This is a genomic window from Amycolatopsis sp. NPDC104819, assembly GCF_055583145.1.
The window spans coordinates 567,291-591,232 of the sequence record NZ_JBVJON010000002.1 but is presented as its reverse complement, the minus strand read 5'-3'; the positions used below and the strand labels follow the sequence as shown (position 1 = coordinate 591,232).

General features: G+C 72.5%; 21 protein-coding genes. 7 read left to right on the top strand and 14 right to left on the bottom strand.

Features of this window, described 5'->3' with window-relative positions; translation table 11 throughout:
• The 7 genes from mraY to mraZ form a co-directional block, all read right to left on the bottom strand.
• Window positions 1-1,077 (bottom strand): phospho-N-acetylmuramoyl-pentapeptide-transferase, encoded by a 1,077-nt coding sequence (mraY, locus tag ACZ63E_RS07760; protein WP_465309871.1) that lies wholly within the window; start codon window positions 1,075-1,077, stop codon window positions 1-3.
• Window positions 1,074-2,576 carry a UDP-N-acetylmuramoyl-tripeptide--D-alanyl-D-alanine ligase gene (locus tag ACZ63E_RS07755; protein ID WP_465335236.1) on the bottom strand — a complete coding sequence of 501 codons (1,503 nt, stop codon included), beginning with the start codon at window positions 2,574-2,576 and terminating at the stop codon, window positions 1,074-1,076. Before ACZ63E_RS07755 ends, mraY begins: the two co-directional genes overlap by 4 nt.
• Window positions 2,573-4,117, bottom strand: coding sequence for a UDP-N-acetylmuramoyl-L-alanyl-D-glutamate--2,6-diaminopimelate ligase (locus ACZ63E_RS07750; protein ID WP_465335515.1), 1,545 nt, complete (start codon window positions 4,115-4,117; stop codon window positions 2,573-2,575). Before ACZ63E_RS07750 ends, ACZ63E_RS07755 begins: the two co-directional genes overlap by 4 nt.
• Before the next feature lie 237 nt (window positions 4,118-4,354).
• Complete coding sequence (locus ACZ63E_RS07745; RefSeq protein WP_465335234.1) at window positions 4,355-6,280, bottom strand: peptidoglycan D,D-transpeptidase FtsI family protein; 1,926 nt, start codon at window positions 6,278-6,280, stop codon at window positions 4,355-4,357.
• A complete protein-coding gene (gene ftsL / locus ACZ63E_RS07740) occupies window positions 6,280-7,002 on the bottom strand; it encodes a cell division protein FtsL (protein ID WP_465335232.1) in 723 nt (240 codons plus the stop codon). Before ftsL ends, ACZ63E_RS07745 begins: the two co-directional genes overlap by 1 nt.
• On the bottom strand, window positions 6,999-7,952 hold the full coding sequence (gene rsmH, locus ACZ63E_RS07735; protein ID WP_465335230.1) for a 16S rRNA (cytosine(1402)-N(4))-methyltransferase RsmH: 954 nt from the start codon (window positions 7,950-7,952) through the stop codon (window positions 6,999-7,001). The genes ftsL and rsmH overlap by 4 nt, the downstream gene beginning before the upstream one ends.
• A gap of 211 nt (window positions 7,953-8,163) precedes the next feature.
• Window positions 8,164-8,595: a division/cell wall cluster transcriptional repressor MraZ gene (gene mraZ, locus ACZ63E_RS07730; RefSeq protein WP_329044731.1), complete on the bottom strand. Its 432-nt coding sequence runs from the start codon at window positions 8,593-8,595 to the stop codon at window positions 8,164-8,166.
• 654 nt (window positions 8,596-9,249) lie between these two features.
• Here mraZ and ACZ63E_RS07725 point away from each other — a divergent pair.
• Entirely contained in the window at window positions 9,250-10,215 is a 966-nt protein-coding gene (locus tag ACZ63E_RS07725) for a hypothetical protein (protein ID WP_465335228.1), read from the top strand.
• A gap of 56 nt (window positions 10,216-10,271) precedes the next feature.
• On the opposite strand, the gene ACZ63E_RS07720 is transcribed toward ACZ63E_RS07725, so the two are convergent.
• From ACZ63E_RS07720 to ACZ63E_RS07705, 4 genes are read right to left on the bottom strand one after another with little or no spacing between them, the layout of a single operon-like run.
• Window positions 10,272-10,991: an ESX secretion-associated protein EspG gene (locus tag ACZ63E_RS07720; protein WP_465335226.1), complete on the bottom strand. Its 720-nt coding sequence runs from the start codon at window positions 10,989-10,991 to the stop codon at window positions 10,272-10,274.
• Window positions 10,988-11,545, bottom strand: coding sequence for a PPE domain-containing protein (locus tag ACZ63E_RS07715; RefSeq protein WP_465335224.1), 558 nt, complete (start codon window positions 11,543-11,545; stop codon window positions 10,988-10,990). The genes ACZ63E_RS07720 and ACZ63E_RS07715 overlap by 4 nt, the downstream gene beginning before the upstream one ends.
• 14 nt (window positions 11,546-11,559) lie before the next feature.
• A complete protein-coding gene (locus ACZ63E_RS07710) occupies window positions 11,560-12,135 on the bottom strand; it encodes a DUF3558 domain-containing protein (protein WP_465335222.1) in 576 nt (191 codons plus the stop codon).
• On the bottom strand, window positions 12,128-12,478 hold the full coding sequence (locus ACZ63E_RS07705) for a hypothetical protein (RefSeq protein ID WP_465309863.1): 351 nt from the start codon (window positions 12,476-12,478) through the stop codon (window positions 12,128-12,130). The genes ACZ63E_RS07710 and ACZ63E_RS07705 overlap by 8 nt, the downstream gene beginning before the upstream one ends.
• A 305-nt stretch (window positions 12,479-12,783) precedes the next feature.
• Between ACZ63E_RS07705 and ACZ63E_RS07700 the strand changes: the two genes are divergently transcribed.
• From ACZ63E_RS07700 to ACZ63E_RS07690, 3 genes are read left to right on the top strand one after another with little or no spacing between them, the layout of a single operon-like run.
• Window positions 12,784-13,842: an AAA family ATPase gene (locus ACZ63E_RS07700; RefSeq protein ID WP_465335220.1), complete on the top strand. Its 1,059-nt coding sequence runs from the start codon at window positions 12,784-12,786 to the stop codon at window positions 13,840-13,842.
• A gap of 26 nt (window positions 13,843-13,868) precedes the next feature.
• Window positions 13,869-15,143 (top strand): DUF58 domain-containing protein, encoded by a 1,275-nt coding sequence (locus ACZ63E_RS07695; RefSeq protein WP_465309861.1) that lies wholly within the window; start codon window positions 13,869-13,871, stop codon window positions 15,141-15,143.
• Window positions 15,140-17,698, top strand: coding sequence for a transglutaminase TgpA family protein (locus tag ACZ63E_RS07690; RefSeq protein WP_465335218.1), 2,559 nt, complete (start codon window positions 15,140-15,142; stop codon window positions 17,696-17,698). Before ACZ63E_RS07695 ends, ACZ63E_RS07690 begins: the two co-directional genes overlap by 4 nt.
• Before the next feature lie 405 nt (window positions 17,699-18,103).
• On the opposite strand, the gene ACZ63E_RS07685 is transcribed toward ACZ63E_RS07690, so the two are convergent.
• The 3 genes from ACZ63E_RS07685 to ACZ63E_RS07675 all read right to left on the bottom strand — a co-directional run bounded on the left by ACZ63E_RS07685 (window position 18,104) and on the right by ACZ63E_RS07675 (window position 20,753).
• Window positions 18,104-18,508, bottom strand: a complete 405-nt coding sequence (locus ACZ63E_RS07685) for a DUF3040 domain-containing protein (protein WP_465309859.1) — start codon at window positions 18,506-18,508, stop codon at window positions 18,104-18,106.
• Window positions 18,509-18,703: 195 nt separating this feature from the next.
• The gene (dinB, locus tag ACZ63E_RS07680; RefSeq protein ID WP_465335514.1) at window positions 18,704-19,918 is read right to left on the bottom strand and encodes a DNA polymerase IV; all 1,215 of its coding nucleotides are present in this window, start codon (window positions 19,916-19,918) and stop codon (window positions 18,704-18,706) included.
• Between the two features lie 106 nt (window positions 19,919-20,024).
• Window positions 20,025-20,753, bottom strand: coding sequence for a class I SAM-dependent methyltransferase (locus ACZ63E_RS07675; protein ID WP_465335216.1), 729 nt, complete (start codon window positions 20,751-20,753; stop codon window positions 20,025-20,027).
• A gap of 106 nt (window positions 20,754-20,859) precedes the next feature.
• Here ACZ63E_RS07675 and ACZ63E_RS07670 point away from each other — a divergent pair, with 106 nt between their 5' ends.
• The 3 genes from ACZ63E_RS07670 (at window position 20,860) to add (ending at window position 23,735) form a co-directional block, all read left to right on the top strand.
• The gene (locus ACZ63E_RS07670) at window positions 20,860-21,753 is read left to right on the top strand and encodes a ParA family protein (RefSeq protein ID WP_465335214.1); all 894 of its coding nucleotides are present in this window, start codon (window positions 20,860-20,862) and stop codon (window positions 21,751-21,753) included.
• 3 nt (window positions 21,754-21,756) lie between these two features.
• Entirely contained in the window at window positions 21,757-22,566 is an 810-nt protein-coding gene (locus ACZ63E_RS07665) for a DNA-formamidopyrimidine glycosylase family protein (protein ID WP_465335212.1), read from the top strand.
• A 122-nt stretch (window positions 22,567-22,688) separates the two neighbouring features.
• On the top strand, window positions 22,689-23,735 hold the full coding sequence (gene add, locus ACZ63E_RS07660) for an adenosine deaminase (RefSeq protein WP_465335211.1): 1,047 nt from the start codon (window positions 22,689-22,691) through the stop codon (window positions 23,733-23,735).
• Window positions 23,736-23,942 lie beyond the last annotated feature (207 nt).

The following is a 23,942-nucleotide window of genomic DNA, read 5'->3' as shown; positions in this document are numbered from 1 at the left end:
TCAGCCTCCGAGCTGCTCGCTGTAGAACAGGCCGAGCCCGAACATGCAGCAGATCGCCGAAAGTAACCAGAACCGGATGATCACCGTGGTTTCGGCCCACCCGGCGAGCTCGAAGTGGTGGTGGAAGGGCGCCATCCGGAACAGCCTTCGCCGCGTCGTCCGGAAGACCGCGATCTGCGCGACCACCGAGATCATCTCGACCATGAACAGGCCGCCGATGACGATGGCGAGCAGCTCGGTGCGGGTGGTCATCGACAGCCCGGCGACCAGGCCGCCGAGGGCCAGCGAACCGGTGTCGCCCATGAAGATCTTCGCCGGGGCCGCGTTCCACCAGAGGAACCCGACACACGCGCCGGTCGCCGCCGCGGCGACCACCGCCAGGTCCAGCGGGTCACGCACGTAGTAACAGGCCTGCGCCGGGCCGTTCGCGCAGGAGAGCCGCTCCTGCCAGAACGAGATGACCACGTAGGTCGCCAGCACCATCGCCGCCGAGCCGCCCGCCAGGCCGTCGAGGCCGTCGGTGAAGTTCACCGCGTTCGACCAGCCCGAGATCACGATGTAGCAGAAGATCACGAAGATGATCGACGGGAACGTGATCAGCGCGAGGTCACGGGCGTAGGAGAGGCTCTCCGACGCCGGCGTGATGCCCTGCTCGTTCGGGAAGTTCAGCGCCAGCACCGCGAAGGCGACGGTGACCACCAGCTGGCCGACCAGCTTCGCGGTCTTGTTCAGCCCGAGGTTGCGCTGCTTGCGGATCTTGATGAAGTCGTCGAGAAACCCGACCACGCCCAGCCCCACCGCGAGCATCAGCACGAGCAGCCCGGAGACCGTCGGCGCGCCGCTGCGGGAGTTGAGCATCCAGTTGATCAGGTGCGCGGCGAAGTACCCGACGACCATCGCGATGATGATCGCGACACCGCCCATGGTCGGGGTACCGCGCTTGGACTTGTGTCCCTGGGGGCCTTCCTCGCGGATCTCCTGGCCGAAGCCCTGCCGGGAGAAGACCCGGATCAGGTAGGGCGTCAGCATGATGGAGACCAGCAGGCCCGCCGCGGCCGCGATCAGGATGCTGATCACGCGTCACCACCGTTCGAGCGATTCTCGGAGTTGTCGGATTCCCGGGGTTCGAGCAGGGCCTCGGCGACCCGCCAGAGACCGGCGGCCTTGGAGGCCTTGACCAGCACGACGTCCCCGGGACGGAGCTGATCATGCAGCAGCGCGGCGGCGGCCTCGACGTCGGGTACCAGGATCGATTCCTCGCCCCAGGAGCCCTCCTGGAACGCCCCCTGGTGCATCGCCGCCGCCTCGGGGCCGATCACGACGAGCTTGGCGATGTTGAGCCGGACGACGAGCCGGCCGATCTCGTCATGGGCGGTGACCGAGTCCGCGCCGAGCTCGCCCATGACGCCGAGCACGGCCCAGGACCGGCGGCCGCTCTCCCGCGTCATCGCGGCGAGGGCCTTCAGCCCGGCCCGCATCGACTCGGGGTTGGCGTTGAAGGAGTCGTTCAAGATCGTCACGCCGTCTTCGCGGGTGACGACCTCCATGCGCCGCGCGGACCGCCGCTCGAGGCTCGAGAGCCGCGTGGCGATCTCGGCCGGCGTCGCGCCCAGTTCGAGGGCCACCGCCGCGGCGGACAGCGCGTTGCCGACGTGGTGCTCGCCGTGCAGCGGCAGCGTGACGTCCGCCTCGCCGGCCGGGGTGACCAGCCGGAAGGACGCGCGGGCCTCGTCGTCGAGCGTGATGTTCTCCGCGCGGACCTGCGCGGACGCCGTCTCGCCGACGAACACGACGCGGGCCTTCGTGCGGCTCGCCATGGCCGCGACCAGCGGGTCGTCCAGGTTCAGGACCGCGACGCCGTCCTCGGGCAGCGCCTCGACCAGCTCACCCTTGGTCTTCGCGATGCCTTCGCGGGAGCCGAACTCCCCGACGTGCGCGCTGCCGACGTTGAGCACCACGCCGATCTTCGGCGGGGCGATCTCGGCGAGGTGGGCGATGTGCCCGGGCCCGCGCGCGGACAGCTCCAGCACCAGGTGGCGGGTCTCGGCGTCGGCTCGCAGCGCCGTCCAGGGGTGGCCCAGCTCGTTGTTGAACGACCCGGGCGGCGCGACCGTCGGGCCGAGCGGCTCGAGCAGCTGCGCGATGACGTCCTTCGTGGACGTCTTGCCGGAGGAGCCGGTGACGCCGACGACGGTCAGGGTGCCCTCGGACAGCCGCTGCACGACGAACCGGGCGAGCTTGGCCAGCGCGGCCAGCACGGCCGCCCCGGAGCCGTCCTTGTCGCCGGTCAGCGCGACCGACCGCTCGTGCGCTTCACCGGGAGCCAGGGGCGGCACGACGATCGCGGGCGCGTCGACCTCACGGGCGGCCAGCACGACGACCGCGCCGGCTTCGACGGCCTTCGCCGCGAAGTCGTGGCCGTCGACCTTCTCCCCCGGCAGGGCGACGAACAGGCTGCCGGGCGTGAGCTGCCGGGTGTCGAACTCCACGCTGCCGGTCACCTGCGCGCCCGGGTCGGCGCGGTGCAGCCGGCCGCCGACGACGTCGGCGATCTCGGCCAGGCTGAGCACGATCACACACTCACCTCGAGTTTGTTGCGGATGGCCGCGGCCAGCTCGTCGCGGTCGGAGAACGGGTGCACGACACCACCGGCCTCCTGGCCGGACTCGTGCCCCTTGCCGGCGAGGAAGACGATGTCGCCCGGCTCGGCGAGCGAGACCGCGTGCTCGATGGCCGCACGGCGGTCGCCGATCTCGACGACCGCACCGCCCTCGGCGGGCCCGACGGCGCGGGCGCCGGCGAGCATCGCGGCGCGGATGGCCGCGGGGTCCTCGGAGCGCGGGTTGTCGTCGGTGACGATCAGGACCTCGCTGCGCCGCGCCGCCGCCTCGCCCATCATCGGGCGCTTCGCGGTGTCGCGGTCGCCGCCGCAGCCGAGCACGGTGATGATCCGGCCGTCGGCGCGGGCGCGCAGCGCGTCCAGGCCCTGGGCGACCGCGGCCGGCTTGTGGGCGTAGTCGACGACGGCGGTGAACTCCTGGCCGACGTGGACGCGTTCCATCCGGCCCGGCACCTGCACCTGGGCGAGCCCGGTGACGATGTGCTCCAGGCTCACCCCGGCGGTGCTCAGGATCGCGGCCGCGAGCACGGCGTTCGCGACGTTGAACTCGCCGGGCAGCGGGATCCGCGCCGGGGTGGTGACGCCGTCCGGGCCGTGCAGGGTGAACGTCTGCTCACCGTGCGGAGTGGCTTCGAGGTCGGTGGCCTTCCAGGCGGCGGCGGTGCCCGCGTCGGTCGTCACGGTGACCGTCTGCGGCGTGAGCAGCGCCTGGCCCCACGCGCTGTCGACCACGACGACCTCGGTGGTCGAGCGGCCGTCGAACAGCAGGGACTTCGCGGCGAAGTACTCCTGCATGTCCTTGTGGAAGTCCAGGTGGTCCTGGGAGAGGTTGGTGAACGCGCCGACCGCGAACCGGGTGCCGTTGACCCGGCCGAGCGCGAGCGCGTGGCTGGAGACCTCCATCGCGACGTGCGTGACGCCGCGTTCGAGCATCACCGCGAACAGCGCCTGCAGGTCCGGGGCCTCCGGCGTGGTGAACCCGCTGACCAGGCGTTCGCCGGCGATCCGGGTCTCGACCGTGCCGATCATGCCGGTGGTCAGCCCGGCGGCCTCGAGCCCGGCGTCGACCAGGTAGGAGGTCGTGGTCTTGCCGGAGGTGCCGGTGACGCCGAGCACGGACAGCCGCAGCGACGGCTCGCCGTAGATCCAGGCGGCGATCTCGCCGAGGGCGGCGCGCGGGTCGGCGTGCACGAGGATCGGGACGCCGGCGTCGCGCAGCGCGGGCCGCTCGGCGCCCTCGGCGTCGGTGAGCACCGCGACGGCGCCGGCGGCGACCGCCTGGTCGCTGAAGTCGGCGCCGTGGGCGCGGGCGCCCGGGAGCGCGGCGAAGAGGTCGCCGGGCAGCACGTGCTGCGCCCGCAGGGTGGTGCCGGTGACAGTGAGGTCGGCGGCGTCGGGCGAGTCGGCGATCAGCCGGGCGTCCGCCCTGGCGAGCAGCGTCGCCAGCGGGACCGGGACGATGCGCGCCGGGCGCGGCGGCGCGGGGACCGCTTTCACCGGGCTTTCCGGCACCGGGGAACTGGACGAGGACACGGACACGGCCAAGAGGCTACCGGCGGCCGGTTCGGGGGCCCGCACGCGGTACGGCGATGACGGGCGGCCACGGCACATGTGCTAAACGGCGGCGCGCACCTTCTTGCGGCGCAACGCTTTCCCGGCGGCGGCCGGCCGAAGTGGACGATGCACGCGAAAAAGCCCCCTCACCGGTGAGGGGGCTTTCTCCCGGACCTTGGGTCACGGCACGATGAGCGGGACCTCCGGCGACGGGCCGTCCGACAGCGGGATCTGGAACCGCTGCGTCAGGTACGACGCGATGCTGTGGAACAGCGGCGCCGCGGAGTGGCCCACCGGCAGCGTCGTGTCCGGCGCGTCCAGCCGGATCCCGACCACGAACCGCGGGTGGTCGGCGGGCAGGATGCCGGCGAAGGTGATGTTGTAGAGGTGGTCGCTGTAGGCCTTCGTCCGCGGGTCGACCTGCTGGCCGGTACCCGTCTTGCCGGAGATCTGGTACCCCTCGACCGCCGCCGTCGGCGCGGTGCCCTTCTGCAGGCCCTTGCCGTTCTGGGCGACCGCGCGCATCATGTCGCGCACCGTCTTGGCCGTCTGCGGGCTGACCACCTGCACCGACTTCGGCGCCGGCTCGGGCACCGTGGTGCCGTCCGGGTTCACCTTCGCCTTGACGATCCGCGGTTCGACGCGCAGGCCGTCGTTGGCGATGGCCTGGTACATCCCGGCCATCTGCAGCACGGTCATCGACAGGCCCTGCCCGATCGGCAGGTTGCCGAACGTCGTCGCCGACCACTGGCTGCGCGCGGGCACCACACCCGCGCTCTCGCCGGGCAGGCCGACGCCGGTGCGCTGGCCGAGGCCGAACTTCTTGAGCAGGTCGGCGTAGCGCTCTTCGCCGATCTTCTGCGCCAGCAGCAGGGTGCCGATGTTCGACGACTTGGCGAAGATCCCGGCGGTGGTGAAGTTCTGCGTGCCGTGGGTCCAGGCGTCGTGCACGGTCTTGTCGGCGACCTGCAGCGAGCCGGGCACCGAGACGGTCGACTCCGGGGTCGCGACGCCGTAGTCGATCGCGCCGGTGGCGGTGACGACCTTGTTGACCGAGCCGGGTTCGAACGGCGTGGTGACCGCCGGGTTGCTGAGGTCGTCGGCGGTCCAGGTCGTCTGGTCGTTCGGGTTGAACGTCTTGTCGTTGGCCAGCGCGTAGACCTCGCCGGTCTTGGCGTCCATGACCACGGCCTGCCCACCCTTGGCGTGCGACTGCTGGACGTAGTCGGAAAGCTGGCGCTGCACCTCGTACTGCAGGTCGGAGTCGACGGTCAGCTCGAGGTCCGAGCCGGGGACGGCCGCCTGCAGGTCGCGCTCGGTGCCCGGGATGACGACGTTGTCGCTGCCGTTCTTGGTGTTGACCATCATCCGCCCCGGCGTGCCCGCCAGGTCGTTGTCGCGGACCAGCTCGAGCCCGACCAGGCCGTGCAGGTTGTGCTTGGACACGTCCGGGTCGTCGGAGCGCCAGTTCGCGGCGCCGACGATGTTGGAGGCCAGGCTCCCGCCCGGGTACTCGCGCAGGGCGCGCTTCTCGACGCCGATCCACGCGAAGTTCTTGACGATGTCGGCGGCCACCGACGGCTCGACGTTGTGCTCGAGGTAGGTGAAGGACGCCGGCTTGTGGAACAGGTCCAGCAGCTGCTGCTCGGTCAGCTGGTTCGGCACCTTGGCCGCGATGTACTTGGCGGCCGCGGCGGTCTCGGCGTCGAACGTCTTCTTGGTGCCGGGGTTCTTCGCGGCGAAGTCGTCCATGTTCTTGTGCAGCGCCTTGAGGTTCACCGACAGCGAGCGCACCTCGACGCTGAACGCCAGCTTGGCGCCGTTGCGGTCCACAATGGACCCGCGCTGGGCCGGGATGTCGATGGTCTGGGCGCGCTGCCGCTCGGCCGCGGCCGAGAGCGCGCCGGCCTCGAACCACTGCACCTGCACCAGTTTCACGCCCGCGACGAGCAGCACGGCGACGAGGATGAGCCGCACGGCGGAGAACCGGCTGCGGTTCCCGCCGTTGCCCCGGCGCGCGGCCGCGCTGCGCGTCCCGGCGGCGTAGGTCCGGCGCGCGCTCCCGGCGGAGCGCGTGCGGACCTGTCCCCGGCTCGACGACGCCATCACTGGCCCGCCGGCGGCGTGGGCTGCTCTTCGGCGGGCACGGCGGGCTGGTCACCCTCGATCGGCGCGCCCTGCTGGGACTGCGTGCCCTCGGCCGGCGCCGCGGGCGGCGCGGCCTGGACCGGCGGCGCGTCCGCCTTGGCCTTCTTGGGCTCGCCGACGAGCGAGGTCTTGCCGTCCGGGCCGACGACGATCCGCGCCGGGTCCCCGCCGGGCACCATGCCCAGCTGCTGGGCCGAAGGCGCCAGCGAAGCGGGCGACTCGGCCTTCGCGACGTCGCGCTGCAGCTGTTCCTTCGTCTCGGCCAGGTTCGCGTTGGTCGTGCGCAGCTGCTCGAGCCGGTAGGAGTCGGCGATCGCCTGCGTGGTCAGCCACAGCGTGGTCGCGACCCCGACGGCCAGCAGCGCCATCATCAGCAGCACGAACGACGCGCGCGACTTCGGCAGCCGCAGCTTCAGCCGGACCTTGGGGGTGCCCGGCTCGGCGACCTTGGCCTTCTTCGGCTCCGGCCGCGGCTCGCGCTCCTTGAGCAGGTCGGCCCGCTGGGCGCGACGCGCGTAGGCGCGCTCGGCCGCGGTGGTGCGGCCCCGCGACGCGCGCCGAGGCGCGGCCTTGCCCGGTTCTTCGGTCCGCGGCTCGGTTTCGACGGTGGTCCCGCGCGCGGGCTCGGCACGCTTGCGCGTCGCGGGCCCGCCGGCCCGGCGCTTCGTGGGAGCGGTCATCGCGGCTCTCCGATCCTCTCAGCGGCCCGCAACCGCACCGAAGCGGCGCGCGGGTTGTGTTCGGTCTCCTCTTCGCCGGCCTTTTCGGCCCCGCGGGTCAGGAGCTTCAGCTCCGGTCCGTGCCCCGGCAGCTCCACCGGAAGTCCTTCCGGCGTGCGGGACTTCGCGAGCTCGGCCAGCGCCTGCTTGACCAACCGGTCTTCCAGTGACTGGTAGGACTCCACGACGATCCGGCCGCCCATCGCGAGCGCGCCCAGCGCCGCGGGCATGGCCCGGCGCAGCACCTCCAGCTCGCCGTTGACCTCGATCCGCAGCGCCTGGAACGTCCGCTTGGCCGGGTGCCCGCCGGTGCGCCGGCTGGCCGCCGGGACGGCGTCGTAGAGCAGTTCGACGAGCCGTCCGCTCATCGTGAACGGCTCCTTCTCGCGCTCGTTGACGACCGACCGGACGATCCGCTGGGCGAACCGCTCCTCGCCGTAGTCGCGCAGGATCCGGATCAGCTCGCCGGGTGCGTAGGTGTTGAGGACGTCGGCGGCGGTGAACCCGGTGGTCGGGTCCATCCGCATGTCCAGCGGCGCGTCCTTCGAGTACGCGAACCCGCGCTCGGCGCGGTCCAGCTGCATCGAGGAGACGCCGAGGTCGAAGAGGATGCCGTCGGCCTTCCGGATGCCCAGCCCGGCCAGCGCGTCCGGGAGTCCGTCGTAGACGGTGTGCACGAAGTCGACGCGGTCGCCATGACGGGCGAGGCGTTCTCCGGACTTCTCGAGCGCGGCGGGGTCACGGTCCAAGGCGACGAGCCGCAGGCGCGGGAAGGCGTCGAGGAGGGCGTCGGAATGCCCGCCGAGCCCGACGGTCGCGTCCACGAGGACGCCGTCCCGGTCGGCGAACACGGGGGTGAACAGCTCGACGATGCGGCCCAGCAGTACCGGGACGTGCTCGGGTGCCGTCATGTGTTCCCTCCCCCTTTCTCGCCTGGCCCGGGGGAAATATGGCGGATGCCGTCAGGTCCCTGTCCGCCCGCTGCTGACCTGGTACCGGGGAAGGTGCACCAGGGCCATTGAGCGGACAGAGGCCTCACGGCATCCGGGTGGGCTTCCCCTCACCGCGCGGACGGTGAACCTCTTCGTCCCCCGACGACGAAGGTGCACCGCGCCCACGCGCCTAGAAGACGCCCGGCAGTACTTCCTCTCGAGCCTTCGCGTAGCTGTCTTCGTGCTCTTCCAGGTAGCCCTGCCACGCTTGGGCGTCCCAGATCTCCAGCCTGGTGATCGCCCCGATCACCACGCACTCCTTGCTGAGCCCCGCGTAGCGGCGGAGCTCGGGCGCGATGCTGATGCGCCCCTGCCCGTCCGGACGTTGTTCGTCCGTCCCGGCGAACAGGTAACGCTGGTAGGCCCGGACCGCCTCGTTCGTGAACGGGGCGTCGGCGACCTTGCGCGCCATCTGCTCGAACTCGGCCCTGGGGAAGACGAAGAGGCAGTGGTCCTGCCCCTTGGTGAGCATCAGCCCGCCGGCCAAGGCGTCGCGGAACTTCGCGGGCAGCGCGAGCCGCCCCTTGTCGTCCAGCTTCGGGGTGTGGGTGCCGAGGAACACGGCCTCCACCTCCCTACCGCCCGCGGCAGCGAACTACCTTGAACGGCTACGGGGCTTCCCTTCCGCCCCACTGGCCACCACCGTACCCCACTTTTCACCACAGTCAACGCGTGAAACCGGCGCCTCACTCCGTCGTGTGCTTTGTTTGCGCAGGTCAGCAGCGTGGGGGCCGGTGGGGGGTGCGGTGGGGCACGGTGCGCAAGATCCCCCTTGCCGGGGGCCGGAGCAACCTCAGCTGTAGGCCATGCGTCCGCATAACGGCCGCGAAAACCCTCGGCACGCCTCGAGTGGGGCCCGGCGGGGACCCGGGTGGGGTCGAGTGGGGACACCGGTGGTGGGAAGTGGGGACCCGGGTGGAGCCCAGTGGGGACACCGGTGGCGGGAAGCGGGGACCCGGGTGGATCCCCCGGCGGAGCCCCCGGTGGCGCAAGTGGGAACCTGACCGGAACCCCACGGGCCCCAGGTCAGGAGACTCGAGACGCCGGCCGAGACGCCATGAATGAGTCATTCACTACGCCAGACGCAATGAATGAGTCATTCATGGCGTCGGCCGCCCAGCCCAAGTTGTCCACAGCCAAACGGAATTACCCGGAGTAGTCCACAGATCACGGAAAGGTCTGGATCCGCGGCGGCCCACCCCCTCATCATCGCCTGGTGACCAGAGCATCTTGGCGGCGCGACGCCGAAACCCTCTTCGCGGCCAGCCGGCGCGGCGTGATCACCGCGGCGCAGCTCGAGTCGCTGGGCGTGCCGCAAGCAACCAGCTACCGCCGGTGTCTCCCCGGTGGGCCGTGGCAACGGCTCCTCCTGGGCATCGTGCTGCTGCGCACCGGCGAGCCGACGCGACGGCAACTGGTGGAGGGAGCCCTCCTCCGCTGTGACGACCAAGCGGTCGTCACCGGGCTGGAGTCGTGCAGGCGGCACGGGTTGAGACGGGGCGTTCGCCCAGGCGAACCGATCCACGTACTCCTCCCAGCCCATCTCAAGACTACGAGCTGTGGCTACCTCTTGGTCGAACGGACCCGGCGGCTGCCCGCTCCGATCCGGTCGGACGGGATTCCGCTGGCGCCGGCGGCCCGCTCGGTGCTGGACGAGTGCCGGCGCATGCGCGAACGCCCGCCGATCCGGGCGCTGCTCGCCGAAGCCGTGCAGCAGCTCGGTGTCGAACCGGCCGAGCTGAGCGCGGAGCTGGAGACCGGCAGCAAACGGGGAACGGCGTTGCCGCGGGACGTGCTCAAGGACATCGCCCGCGGCGCTCGGTCGGCCGCGGAGGCCGACGCGATGGCGTTGTGGCGCCGGACCGGCTTACCAGAACCGGTCTGGAACCTCGAGCTCCATGACCAGCGCGGCCGCTACGTCGCCACCCCGGACGCCTGGTTCGACAAGGTGGCCTTGGCGTGGGAGATCGACTCGTACGAGTTCCACTTCGGACAACCCGGCTACGCCACCACGCTCGCTCGCAACAATCGCTACGCCGCGGCTGGGGTCGCACTGGTGCAGACGCTGCCCAGCCGGTTGCGCACCGAACCCGCCGAAGTGGCGGGCGATCTTGTCCGCGCCTACCGCGCGGCAGCGACCCGCCCACGCCCGCCGGTGCTCCTGGCCAAACGTAGTGAGTGACTCATTCATGTCGTCTGACGACATGAATGAGTCACTCATGGCATCCAAAGCCGGGGTCAGTCCTCCGGGGTCAGGAGGGCGGCGATGCGCGCCGAGAGCCGGGCGCTGTCCACCGGGCTCACGTTCACCCACTCCTGCCCACCCCGGGCCGGAGTCTTCGTCGCGCAGTAAGCGCCGACGTCGGTGTCGAACCACGTCAGCCCGCCGACCCGCTCGACCCGCCCCGACGCCGACCGCCGGCTCACGCTGAACTGCCCCGCCGCGTAGATCGGCCGCGCCTGGATCGCCAGCGCCTCCTGAAGCTGAACCGAAGACGACGCCGAGCCCTCCGACAGCGCCGAAGCCGCCAGGCTGATCCCGTACCCCGGCCCGGCCGCCAGCTCCGGCAGCACATCGACCAGAGCCGAGCACACCTCGCCCGGAGTGATCGACGCCAGGGCGATCGTCTGCTCCGGCTGGGTCGCCAGCACGCCGTGCCGGCCACGGGCCGCCGTCACCGCCCGGAACGGCGTGGACGCCGTCATGTCCGCCAGCGCTTCGCACGCCACGAACACCTCGCCGTTCGCCAGGAGCTCCAACCGCGCGGCCAGCGCGGGCTCCAGCACCGAGCCGTCGTACAGCCCGCGCTCGGCCAGGTTCTCGTACACGGCCTTCCGCACCTCGGCGCGCTCCTCTTCGGTGCCGCCGACGCTGCGGACGCCGAGCGGCTCCGGCGGGCGGTCGTGGCCGAGGTCGGTCCAGAGGATGTCGAACGCCGACGCGGAGACGCGGATCAAGCCGGCCCCAGCGTCGGCGGGTCCTCGAACGCCGAGGCCGGGACGTGCCCGCGCAGCGCCGCGTCCCGGGTCCGCATGACGTCGATCGCCTTCTGGCGCGCGGCCTCGGCCTCGGCGCGGCGGGCCGCCATCTCGTCGGCCAGCCCGGCCAGGACGAGCACGTTCCCGGAGGACGCGGCCTCGCGGATCATCGACGCCGGGTCGTAGGTCACCGGCGGGGGCATGTCGGCGCGGGCCCGCGCGGCCGCGTCCGCCTGCGCGCCGATCGAGCCGCCCACCGACGCCGAGACGGCCGCGGAGTGGGACAGCCACCGCGCGGCGCGGTCGAGCGAGGCACGGGCCGCGTCACCCCCGGCGCCCTGCCAGTTCTCCTGGGAGGAGGCGACCAGCGCGGCGAGGTCGGCGGTGGACTCGTGCAGCCGTTTCGCCAGCCCGTCCCAGCGCGCGCCCGCCTCGCCCGCGGCGACCGGGTCGTTGTCCCGCTCGACCTCGGCGGCCATCGCCTCGTGGCTGTAGGACTCGTACCGCGCGGTCGGCAACGGGGGTTCGGACACGGCGCACCTCCTGGTCAGGGCAGCTTCGGTTCGACCAGCCCGGCCACCGTGCCCGCGCGGCGGCAGGCGAGCGGGGTGTCCGAGAAGCCGGTGTTGCTGACGTCGATCTGGACGCTGGCCGTGTCGCCCACCCCGAGCAGCACGGCGCAGGTGCCGTCGGCGGCCTTCTTGTCGGCCACCTGCAGCGCCGGGTGCGCGCCCACCTTCGTCCTGGTGGCCGTCTTCTTAGCGACCTCGAGGTCGGCCAGGCCGTCGGTGTCGCTGAGGGTCACCGTGACGCCGAAGGTGCCGGGCACGGTCCAGTCGCACGCGCGGTAGCCCGCGATGTTCTTGGGTTTGCCGAGCACGCTCACCCCCGCCGTCGACCGGTCCTGCGGGCCGAGCAGCGTGCAGGGGTCGATCGCGGCGAGACCGGTCCACCCGGCGACGGGCGGCTCGGCCGAGGGGGCGGTGGCCTGCGCCGAGGTGTGCCCGGCGGCGGCCGGCCGCGCGGGCTGCTGCCCGCACGCGGCGAGCGCGAAGAGCAGGCAAAAGAAGAGGAGACGCGCGGGCGACCGGCCCGCTTCCGTTCCGCGTGTCCGGTCAGCCACCCGTGCAGTCCACCCCGTCCGCGGCGGTCTCGTCGGCGTGCTGGTACTTCGCCAGCGCCTGGCCGATCCGGCGCTTCAGCGTTTCCAGCTCCTTGCCGAACGCGGTCAGCTGCTGCACGGCCGAGCCCCGCCCGCCGATGCCGTACTCGGCCATGAACTTGCCGATCTCCCCCGCGTACCCGCCGCCGAGGGGCACGGTCCGGCCGAGCACCTTGGCTTCGCGGACCATCTCGCCGACGACGTCCTGCAGCTGACCCAGCTTCGCGTACGCGTCGGTCGCCAGCTCCGGCGCGACCGCGAACCCGCGGACGTCGAACGGGGGCTGCGTCTGCACCTCGCTCATGAGCGGTTACGCCTCTCCGTAGCTGAGCGACCTCGATCCGCAGCATACGACAGAGCGGGGCGTGATCGGGAGCGCCCAGAATCAGGCGACAACACACCCGATCGGGGTATCGTCCCTGCTTGCGCAGTGTCATCGACCGACGTGCCGGGTGTGCGGCCCTGGGCTTCGCGGGGTTCCGGCCCCAGGTTCGCCCGGGTTTGACACACTGGATGGAAGGCTGTCGCTGCGCGCGACAAGCAGCGAGGGGGCCGTTCGGGCCCGGCGGTGCGCACAGTGCGCGCGGCCACGCGCCACCAGGAGGTCGAGTGACGTCGAGAATCCAGTCTGCGGCGCCCGGATCGGGCGAGCAGGCATCCGAGCGACCGCCTTACCCGGCGGAGGCCTCGGTCAACGGGCGCCGCCCGGCCAGAGTGTCGCTGGACGAGCTGCACGAGACCGCGCGGCGGATCGCCGCGAACGTCGAGCGGGTGCTGGTCGGCAAGCCCGACGTCATCCGGATCGCGCTGGTCACGCTGCTCGCCGAAGGCCACCTCCTGGTCGAGGACGTGCCCGGCGTCGGGAAGACGTCGCTGGCCAAGGCGCTCGCCCGGTCGATCGACTGCACGGTCAGCCGCATCCAGTTCACCCCGGACCTGCTGCCGAGCGACGTCACCGGCGTCTCCATCTACAACCGCCAGTCCGGCGACTTCGACTTCCGCCCCGGCCCGGTGTTCGCGAACATCGTGGTGGGCGACGAGATCAACCGCGCCTCGCCGAAGACGCAGTCGGCGCTGCTCGAGTGCATGGAAGAGCACCAGGTCACCGTCGACACCTCGACCTACCGGCTCGAAGAGCCGTTCATGGTGATCGCCACGCAGAACCCGATTGAGATGGAGGGCACGTACGCGCTGCCCGAAGCCCAGCGCGACCGCTTCACCGCGCGGGTCTCCATCGGCTACCCCGACCAGCAGGCCGAGCTGGCCATGGTCGACGAGCACGCCGGGCACAACCCGATCGAGGACCTGCAGCCGGTGTCCGACGGCGGGACCGTGCACCGCCTGATCGAGACCGTCCGCGGGGTGCACCTGGCCCCCGAGGTCCGCCGCTACGCCGTCGACCTGGTCGCGGCGACGCGACAGCTCCCGGAGATCCGGCTCGGCGCGTCCCCGCGGGCGACGCTGCACCTGGTCCGCGCGGCGCGCGCGCAGGCGGCGCTCTCGGGCCGCGACTACGTCGTCCCGGACGACCTGCACACCGTCGCGGTCCCGGTCCTGGCGCACCGCCTGATGCTCACCACCGAGGCCCACGCGGCGCGCCGGTCGGCGACCGACGTCGTGCGCGCGGTGCTGCACCGGGTGCCGGTGCCGCAGGGCTCCCGGCCCTAGTCGCCGGCGAAGGGGAAGAGAACGGCATGCTGCGTGCCCTGTCCGGCCTGACCACCCGCGGCCGCTGCCTCCTGGCCGCGGGGATCGCGGCCGCGGTGTGCTCGTTCGTGCTCAACGAACGCGACCTGCTGCGGGTGGCGTTGTTCGTGGTGGCGCTGCCGCTGCTGGTGGCCGTGTTCCTCTCGGCGACCCGGCTGCGCATCGGCGCCACGCGCGCGCTGCGGCCCCAGCGGGTGGCGGTGGGCGGCAACGGCGAGGTGCAGCTGGAGCTGTGGCGCAGCGGCCGGCTGCCGGCCGGCGAGATCCTCCTCGAGGACGGCGTGCCGTACGCGCTGGGCTCGCGGCCGCGGTTCGTCGTCGAGCGCCTCCCCCACGACCGGCGGGTCGCCCTGCGCTACCCGCTGCAGCCGGTGCTGCGCGGGATCCAGCAGGTCGGGCCGCTGCGCGCGACCATCACCGACCCGTTCGGGCTGTGCGAGTTCGAGCGCGAGCTGATCGGGCACTCGCGGCTGGTCGTCGTGCCCCGGGTGGTCCCGCTGTTCGGGCTGCCGAGCGGCGCCGGGATCGGCGTCGGCGACGACGGCACCGTGCGGCTGCACGCCGGGCAGGGCGAGGCCGACGTGATCGTCCGGCAGTACCGCCAGGGCGACGACCTGCGGAAGGTGCACTGGCGCTCGACCGCCCGCCGCGACGAGATCATGGTGCGCGTCGAGGAGCGGCCGTGGCGCGGCGGCACCACCGTGCTGCTCGACCACCGCGCCGCCGCGCACCACGGCTCCGGCCCGGCCGCCAGCCTGGAGTGGGCGGTGTCCTTCGCCGCGTCGGCCGGGCTGCACCTGCGCCGGTCCGGGCACCGCGTCCGGCTGGTCAGCGAGCACGGCGTCACGCTCGCCGACACCCCCGGCGACGGCGGCGACCACTACGACAACGTCGTGCTCGACGCGCTGGCCGCGCTGCAGCCCGCGCACCAGCGGGACATCACGCTGGCCCGGGACCCGGCCGAGGGCCAGGAGCTGGTCGCCGTGCTCGGCACCGTGAGCACCGAGGCCGTGCACGAGCTGACCCAGTTCCGCCCGCGCGGCATCCGCAGCCTCGCCGTCCTGCTCGACACACCCACGTGGTCGGCGGGGGTGAGCGCGCCCGAGCAGCGGGCCGCCGCCACCGAAGACTCCGCCGCGCTGCTGCGCGCGGCAGGCTGGGGCGTGGTGATCGCCGGGCCCGGCTCGCCGATGCCGCAGGTGTGGGCCGAGCTGTGCCGCAGCGGCGCGCGGCGCGGCACGCTGATCGGCGGTCCGCGATGAGCACCGCCGCCCCGCCGCGCAAGTTCGACCGGCCCGCCCCGCGGCGCTCGCTCGCGACCTGGCGCAGCAGCGTCCTCGCCCCGGCGGCCGCCGGCGTGGCGACGCTCTGCGCGGCGACGTCGGTCTCGAGCGTCGTGACCGGCCTGGCCTGGTTCGGCTACCTGTTCGTGGCGGTCCTGCTGATCGCCGCGACCGGCCTGGCGCTGCGCTCGCTGCAGGTGCCGACCGTGCTGGTCGGCCTCGGCCAGCTGCTCGTGCTGCTCTTCCTGATCACCGGCGCGTTCACCACGCACGGGATCCTGCAGATCATCCCCGGCCCGGACGCCTTCGGCGAGATCGGGAACACGCTCTCGGCCGCCGCCGACCAGATCCGCGTCGGGCTGCCGCCGGTCGAGGGCACCCAGCCGATCCTCTGCCTGGTGACGATCCTGATCGGCCTGGTCGCCGTCCTGGTCGACACGCTCACGGTGGCCGCCGCGGCCCCGGCTGCGACCGGGCTCGTGCTGCTCTGCGTCTACGCCGTGCCGGCCGCGCTTTCCGAGGAAATGCTGCCGTGGTGGACGTTCCTGTTCGGCGGAGCGGCCTTCGCCGGCCTGCTCGCCGTCGACGGCAACCACCGGCACCAGCGCTGGCGGACCCGTGAGGCGCCCGGGCGCAGCGGCAAGCCGGGCGTGCTGTCCGCGCCGGTCGCGGTGGTCGCCGCGGCGATCGTGCTCGGCCTGTTCGGCGGGGCGATCACCTGGGTCGGCACGGTCGGGCGGATCCCGTTCGGGCAGAGCGGCGACGGCCCCGGCGCGGGCTCCGGCGGGTTCGGCATCCAGCCGTTCACCGAGCTGCGCGGCATGCTCGACCAGGGGGCCAACCGCGAGCTGTTCAAGGTCCGCGGCCTCGGCACCGACCGGCGGCTGCTGCGCGCGATGACGCTGGACACCTTCTACCCCAACAAGGGCTGGGGCCTGCACGACGAAGGCCGTTCGCAGCAGGGCGTCCCGGTCGGGCCGCAGCTGCCGCCCGCGCCCGGCGACGACGGCAGCGGCGCCGCCCGCCGGATCGACGTCGAGCCGACCAGCTGGCGGGACAACTGGCTGCCGGTCTACGGCGCGCCGCGGATGATCGACGGCACCGGCAACGGGTACCTCTACGACCAGGTCAGCGGCACGGTGTTCACCACGCGCAGCGAGGCGCCGCCGGCCTACACCGAATACGCGTCGCTGAAGGAGCCGACGGCCGCGGAGCTGCGGGTGACCCCACGCGTCGAGGACCTGCCGCCGCGCTACACGCAGATCGACCGCGTCGACGACCGCGTCCGCGCGAAGACGCAGCAGCTGGTCGAGGGCGCGGGCAACGACTTCGACCGGGCGTCGGCGATCTGGCGGTACTTCACCGCGCAGAACGGGTTCGTCTACGACACGAAGACCGCGCCGGCGAACGACTCCGACGCGCTCGCCGACTTCATCCTCAACGGCAAGCGCGGCTTCTGCGAGCAGTTCGCGTCGGCGATGGCGGTCATGCTGCGGGTGGCGGGCATCCCGTCGCGGGTGGCGATCGGCTTCACCCCCGGCGTCGCGGTCAACGACTACCAGTCGATCAGCACGCAGGACGCGCACGCGTGGGTCGAGGTGTACTTCGGCGACAAGGGCTGGGTCACGTTCGACCCGACCCCGCTGTCCGACGGCCGTGGCATCACCCCGCCGTACCTGCAGGCCGGCACCCAGGGCGGCCAGACCCCGGACGACACCCAGGTCGCCCCGAGCACGGTCCGGACGAGCGCCCCGGCGACGGGCGCGCCGCGCGACACCGAGCAGAACCAGGCGCAGCAGGACCCGAAGACAGCCACCGGCAACGACGACTGGCTGATCACCGTGGTGGGTGTCTTCGCCGCACTGGGCGCGGCCGCGCTGATCGTCGGGGCGGTTCTGCGCCGGCGGGTCCGGCGGACACGCCCGCACGCGCCGCCCCAGCCGGACGACGTCCCGCCCGGGACCCGCAGCGAAGGCGACCTGCTGGTCCGGGCCCCGGCGCCGGTGGCCGCGCCGCCGTCCGCGCTCCAGACCCTCGCCAACTGGCTGCCGCTGCTGGCGGTCGGTCTGTGGATCGTCGCCGTCGGGTTCCTCGCGGCGAGCGTGGCCTGGTGGCTCGGCGTGATCGTGGTCGTCCTGCTGGTGGCGGTGACCGGCCCGGCCTCGGGCCGCGAGTTCGTCCGGCGCCGGCGGATCCAGCGGATCGAACGGCACCAGCCGGGCGCGGCGGACGCGGCCTGGGCGGAGCTGCGCGCGGAGTGCGCGGACCGCGGCCTGCCGATCCCGACGAGCGACACGGTCCGGGTGGCGGGCCAGAAGCTGGCGGCGAAGCACCACCTCGACGACGAAGGGCGCGAAGGCCTGCGCACGGTCATCGGCGTGCTGGAGCGCTCCTGGTACGGCGAGGACGAGACGGCCCAGCCGGAGCTGCCCCCGGCGTTCGAGGACGTGCGGCGAAGCCTGCGCCGCAACGCGCCGCTCTCGTGGAAGGGCCGCCTCTTCCCCCGCTCGATCTTCCGCAACCGCACCGACTGACCCCGCCGGGCGTGCCAAACCAGGCATCACCCGTGATCCAGCAGGCATCACCCGTGTCTGAGCAGGCATCACCCGTGATTGGAGGGTCAACACACGTGATCAGAGGGTCGACACGGCGGTGGAGGGGCTGGCCGGAGTCGTGTCGACCCCTCAATCACGCGTTTCGACCCTTCGATCACGTGTGATGCCCCTCCAATCACGCGTGATGCCTCTTCAGTCACGCGTGATGCCTCTCTGATCACGGGTGATGCCTGGTTCGGCACGGGTGCCGGGGGTGGGGTCACCCGGGTGGGCGTCACCCGCTGTCACCGGGGGGTCTCAAACCCTCGCCGGGGCTTTTGAGCACACAAAGAGATCCGCGTCCCACCGGGGCGGCGGGACGCGGATCTCGTGGTCTTGCGGGCGCTACTGCTCTTCGAAGCGCTGGCGGAAGCGCTCCTCCATCCGCTGGGTGAAGGAGCTGCGGCGGCCGGGCTGCTTGCCGCCGCGCGGTCCCGATCCACCGCCCTTGCCGTCCGATTCGGCGCCGTGCCGGATCGATGTGACGGCCAACATGACCCCGAAGAACATCACGAGGAACCCGAGCACGCTGATCAGCGGGATGTCGGCCACCCGGAACTGCGGCACCACCACGCCCAGCACCAGCAGGGCCACGCCCACTACGAACAGGGCGATGCCCTGGATACGCCGTCGGCGAGCGGGGCGACGCAACCGGGTGCCACGCACCGTGGATGCGAACTTGGGGTCCTCGGCATAGAGCTCGCGCTCGATCTGATCGAGCAGCCGCTGCTCATGCTCGGAGAGTGGCATCTTTCCTCCTCCGGCACAGCTGTCGCGGGCGCCGGGCCGCGCAACGTCCTGGACCCAACAGCCAACCCCAGGCGGGGTGGCACTGTCCAGGATACGAGGCCCGCGCCCGGACGACTACCCGATCCCGCATCCAGTAGGGATCGAATTGGGCTAATTCCTTCCCGCGCGGGGTTGCGGACGGTCACCACCACCCGTTCAGGGCTCCCGCGGCGCCAGCAACGACGCCGGTCGCACGGCCGCGGACCCGAACTTCGACCGTGCGACGTCCGCCGCGACCTCGGCATCCCGCCAGCGCGGCGCCGGCGAGTCGAACACCAGCTGCTCCCCCGCCTCCCCGGTGTCGAGGCCTTCGACCCGGACGCCGATCAGCCGGACGGCCCCGGTCGGCGCGTGCTCGGTGAGCAACGCCACGGCCACCGCGTGGATCTGCCGGGCGACGTCGGTGGCCGAGACGAGCGTGCGGGCCCGGGTGATCGTCCGGAAGTCCGCGAAGCGCACCTTGATCGAGACGGTCCGGCCGCGCACGCCCCGGGCCCGCAGCGTGGCGCCGACGCGCTCGGCCAGCCGCAGCAGCTCCAGGCCCAGCTCGGCCCGGTCGTGCCGGTCGACGTCGAACGTGTGCTCGGCGCCGATCGACTTGTCCGGCGAGTCGACGACCACCGACCGCTCGTCGACCCCGTGTGCGAGCCGGTACAGGTGCTCGCCGACGGCGGCGCCCAGCGACTTCTTCAGCCGCTCCGGCGGGAACGCGGCGACGTCGGCGATCGTGTCCAGGCCGAGCCGCCGCAGATGCTCCTCGGTCTTCGCGCCGACGCCCCACAGCGCCGACACCGGCAGCGGGTGCAGGAACGCCAGAGTCTCCGCCGCCGGCACGACGACCATGCCGTCCGGCTTCGCCATGCCCGAAGCCAGCTTCGCGACGAACTTGACCTTCGCGATGCCGACCGAGCAGGTGATCCCGTGTTCGGCCGCGACCCGCTCCCGGATCCGCGCGGCCAGCTCCGCCGGGGTCGCGCCGAGGCGGCGCAGGGCCCCGCCGACGTCCAGGAAGGCCTCGTCCAGGCTCAGCGGTTCGACCAGCGGTGTGAGCTCCCGGAAGATGCCCATCACCCCGCGGGAAACCTCGCCGTAGAGCCCGGCGGTCGGCGGGATGTTGATCAGGTGCGGGCAGAGCCGCTTCGCCGTCGAGAACGGCATCGCCGAGCGCACGCCGAACTTGCGCGCCGGGTAGTTCGCGGCGGCCACGACCGCGCGCGGCCCGCCGCCGGACACGACGACCGGCTTGTCCGCCAGCTCGGGCCGGGTGCGCAGCTCGACCGACACGAAGAACGCGTCCATGTCGACGTGCAGCATCCCGCACCCGGTGTCGTCCGGCGCCGGTTCCCCCGGCCGGACGCGGAACCGGCGCAGCCCGCCCGGCAGCTCAGCATTTCGCCCCACGCCGGGGACGCTACCGGCCGGGTCCGACAGTTTCGGCGCGCACAGGACCACGACGGCCGAAACCCGCCGGAAGGGGTCAGGCCGGCGGCCGCGCCACGGCGTGCAGGCGGCTCGCGACGTCGCGCAGGGCCGGTGTCCCCGCCGCCGCGAGCTCGAACTCGGCCAGCTCGTCTTCGCGGACGTCGCCGCCGACGAGGTCGGCGATCACCCGGTCGCCCTGCAGCAGGGTGACCTCGAGCCCGGCGGCCTCCAGCTGCGCGCGCAGGCCTTCGGCGTCGTACCGGCGCAGCACCGTGTCGTCGGCGACGACGCCGTCGGCGCTCTCGAGCAGCCGGCGCGCCTCGGCGACCCGGCCGGACAAAGCGCGGTAGAGCACCGAAGCGTGGCGGTTCGCGACCAGCACCGACACCGCGCCGCCGGGGGCGACCGCCGTCGCCAGCGCGGCGAGCACCGCGGCCGGGTCGTCGACGATCTCCAGCAGGCCGTGCGCCAGCACCAGGTCGGCCGAGCCGGCCTCGACGTGCCGGCCGAGCGCGTCGGAGTCGTCCGCGACGACCGTGATCCGCTCGGCGACGCCTTCTTCTTCGGCCCGGCGCTGCAACGTCGCCAGCGCGTTCGGGCTCGGCTCCACGACGGTCACCCGGCAGCCCGCCGCCGCGAACGGCACCGCCCAGCCGCCGCTGCCGCCACCCACGTCGACGACGAGGGGGTGCTCGGCGCCCCGGGCGCGGGCGGCCTTCAGTTCGGCCTCGAGCACCCGGCGGACGGCGCCCGAACCCCGGGCGGCCACGGTCTCCGTCTTCATGCCGCACAGGGTAGTGCCCACCCCGCGCCACCTCCCGGGCTCCTCCCTTCGAGTGAACGCCCCTTGCCCGGCGGCGCCCCTCGCCCGCACCCGTAGGCTGGTGAACGTGCACACGGTCGCCGTACTCAGCCTCAAGGGAGGCGTCGGCAAGACGACGGTCGCTCTCGGTATCGCGTCCGCCGCCTTGCGTAGGGGCACGCGGACGCTGGTGGTCGACCTCGACCCGCAGGGCAACGCCACCACCTCGCTCGACCCGCCCTACACCGACGCCACCCTCGCGGACGTGCTCGAGACCCCCACCCGGGAGACCCTGGAGCGCGCGATCGCACCGAGCGTCTGGAGCGAGGACGTCGACGTCCTCGTCGGCGCCGAAGAGCTGGAGCTGCTCAACGACCCGGACGCCGACCCCGCACGGCTGGCGAACTTCTCCCGCGCGCTGGACGAGCTGCACCGCGAGCCGCTGCGCGAAACGCCGTACGAGCTGGTCGTCCTCGACTGCCCGCCGTCGCTGGGCCGGCTGACGAAGTCGGCGCTGGTCGCCGCGGACAGCGCGCTGATCGTGACCGAGCCGACGATCTACGCGGTCGCCGGCGCGAACCGGGCCCTGGAAGCGATCGAGAAGATCCGCAAGGAGCTCAACCCGGACCTGCGCCCGATCGGCGTGCTGGTGAACAAGCTGCGGGTGCGCTCCTACGAACACCAGTTCCGGATCGCCGAGCTGCGCGAGAACTTCGGCTCGCTGGTGATGCCGACGGCGATCACCGACCGGCTGGCGGTGCAGCAGGCCCAGGGCGCGTGCAGCCCGATCCACGAGTGGCACTCCCCGGGCGCGCAGGAGATCGCGCTGACGTTCAACATGGTGCTGGCGAAGATCCTGCGCTCCAACCGCGCGGGCCGGCACCGCGTCCAGGGCGCGGAGCCCGAGGGCCCGGACTGGCCCGAAGGCCCGGCGCCGGAGACCCCGGAGGCGCCCGCCGAGGTGTCCGAGACCACGGGGTGAGCCGTGCCCGAAGGTGACACCGTGTACCTGGTCGGGAAGCGTGTCGATCAGGCCCTGGCCGGGAAGACCTTGCTGCGCGGGGAGTTCCGCGTGCCGCAACTGGCCACTGTGGACCTCGCCGGGCGCGACGTGCTCGGTGTCCGCACGGTCGGCAAGCACCTCTTCACGCGCTTCTCCGGCGACCTGAGCCTGCACTCGCACCTGATGATGGACGGCATGTGGGACGTCTACCCGGCCGGCGCGAGGTGGCGCCGCCCCGGACACCACGCCCGCGTGGTCTTCACCGCGGCCGGCACTCAGGTGATCGGCTTCCGCGTGCACGACCTCAAGATCGTGGCCACGGAAAAGGAGCACGACCTCGTCGCTCACCTCGGCCCGGATCTACTCGATCCACAATGGACTGACGAGCACGCGGACCGCGCGGCCGCCGGCCTGACCGCCGATCCCGCCCGCGAACTGGGGCTCGCCCTGCTCGATCAGCGCGTGCTGGCCGGGATCGGGAATGTCTACAAGTGCGAAATCGCTTTCCTGCTGGGGGTCACCCCATGGACACCTGTGTCCGAAGTGGACCCACGGACCACGGTCGCGCTCGCGCGGAAGCTGCTGGTGAGCAACGTCGGCGCCGGCCGCGCCGATCACGTCACCACCGGCCACTCCGACCGCAGCCGGAAGAACTGGGTCTACGGACGCGCCCGCCAAGGCTGCTTCCGCTGCGGCGGCAAGCTCCTCGTGCGCACGCAGGGCCACGACGTCCAGCGGCGGCCGACGTGGTTCTGCCCGAAGGACCAGACAGGCCCGTACCCATCGCAGTAGGCTGACCCCGTGACGACGTTCAAGCTCCCGCTCTACGGGGCCGACACCGAACGCGGCGACCTCGCTCCCTGAGCCGTCCGCGCGCTCTCCGTCACCCTTTCGCCCATCCAGGGAGCTTCGTCATGCCCGAAATCCTGACCGGGCCGGCGTTGCGCGCCTTCGCGCACGCCCTGCCCAAGGTCGAGCTGCACGTCCACCTGGTCGGCTCGGCGAGCCTGCCGACCGTCCTCGAACTGGCCCGGCGGCGCCCGGCCGCCGGCGTCCCCACCGACGAGCGCGAGCTCGCGGAGTTCTTCACCTTCCGCGACTTCGCCCACTTCCTCACCGTCTACCTCGCGGTCACGTCGCTGGTGCGCGACCGCCACGACATCCACACCCTCGTCACCGGCCTCGCCGCCGATCTCGCCGCGCAGAACTGCCGCTACGCCGAAGTCACCGTGACGCCGTACAACCACCTGCTCGACGGCGTGCCCGGCGACGAACTGCTGAGCGGGCTGGAAACCGGCCGGGCGCACGCGGCCGAGCTGGGCGTGGACCTGGCCTGGTGTTTCGACATTCCCGGCGAAAAGGGCACGAAAGCCGGGCGGGAAACCCTCGTGTTCGCGCTCCGCGAACGCCCCGAAGGCCTGGTGTCCTTCGGGCTCGCCGGACCGGAGCTCGGGGTCGGGCGGGCGCAGTTCGAGCCGTTCTTCACGCGGGCGCGGGAAGCCGGGCTGCACAGCGTCCCGCACGCCGGCGAAACCACCGGCCCGGCCACGATCTGGTCCGCGCTGCACGACCTCGGCGCCGAGCGGATCGGCCACGGCACCAGCTGCGCCGGCGACCCGGCCCTGCTGGAACACCTTGCGGCACACCGGATCCCGCTCGAAGTCTGCCCGACGTCGAACGTGCGCACGGGCCAGGTGCCGTCGATCGCCGCGCACCCGGTGCGGCGGATGCTCGACCACGGCGTCGTCGTCACGCTCAACACCGACGACCCGCCGATGTTCGGCGCCACGCTGACCGGCGAGTACGTCGCCGTCGCCGAAACACTGGGGCTCACCGCGGCCGAGCTCGTCCGGCTGGCCGAGCACGCGGTCGACGCGTCGTTCCTGGTCGAAGCGCGCAAAGCCGTGCTACGGCGTGAGATGGACGAAATGACGTTGCCGGACGGCGGGATCTTCGCCTAGCGTGGAAGTACACGAGAGAGGAGGTGGTCCTAAGTTGTATTCCAACAGGACTCGTGAGGTGACTGTCCGCTAGCGGATGGCACGTGATGGGACTTTGAGCAGCGATACAACACGAGCCACCTTCGGCTCATCGCCTGCTTCACGTGTTTGCCTGAGAGCGAATACCAGGCAGTCACCGGGCCTCCAGGGTTCCCGGGCACCGGTCCG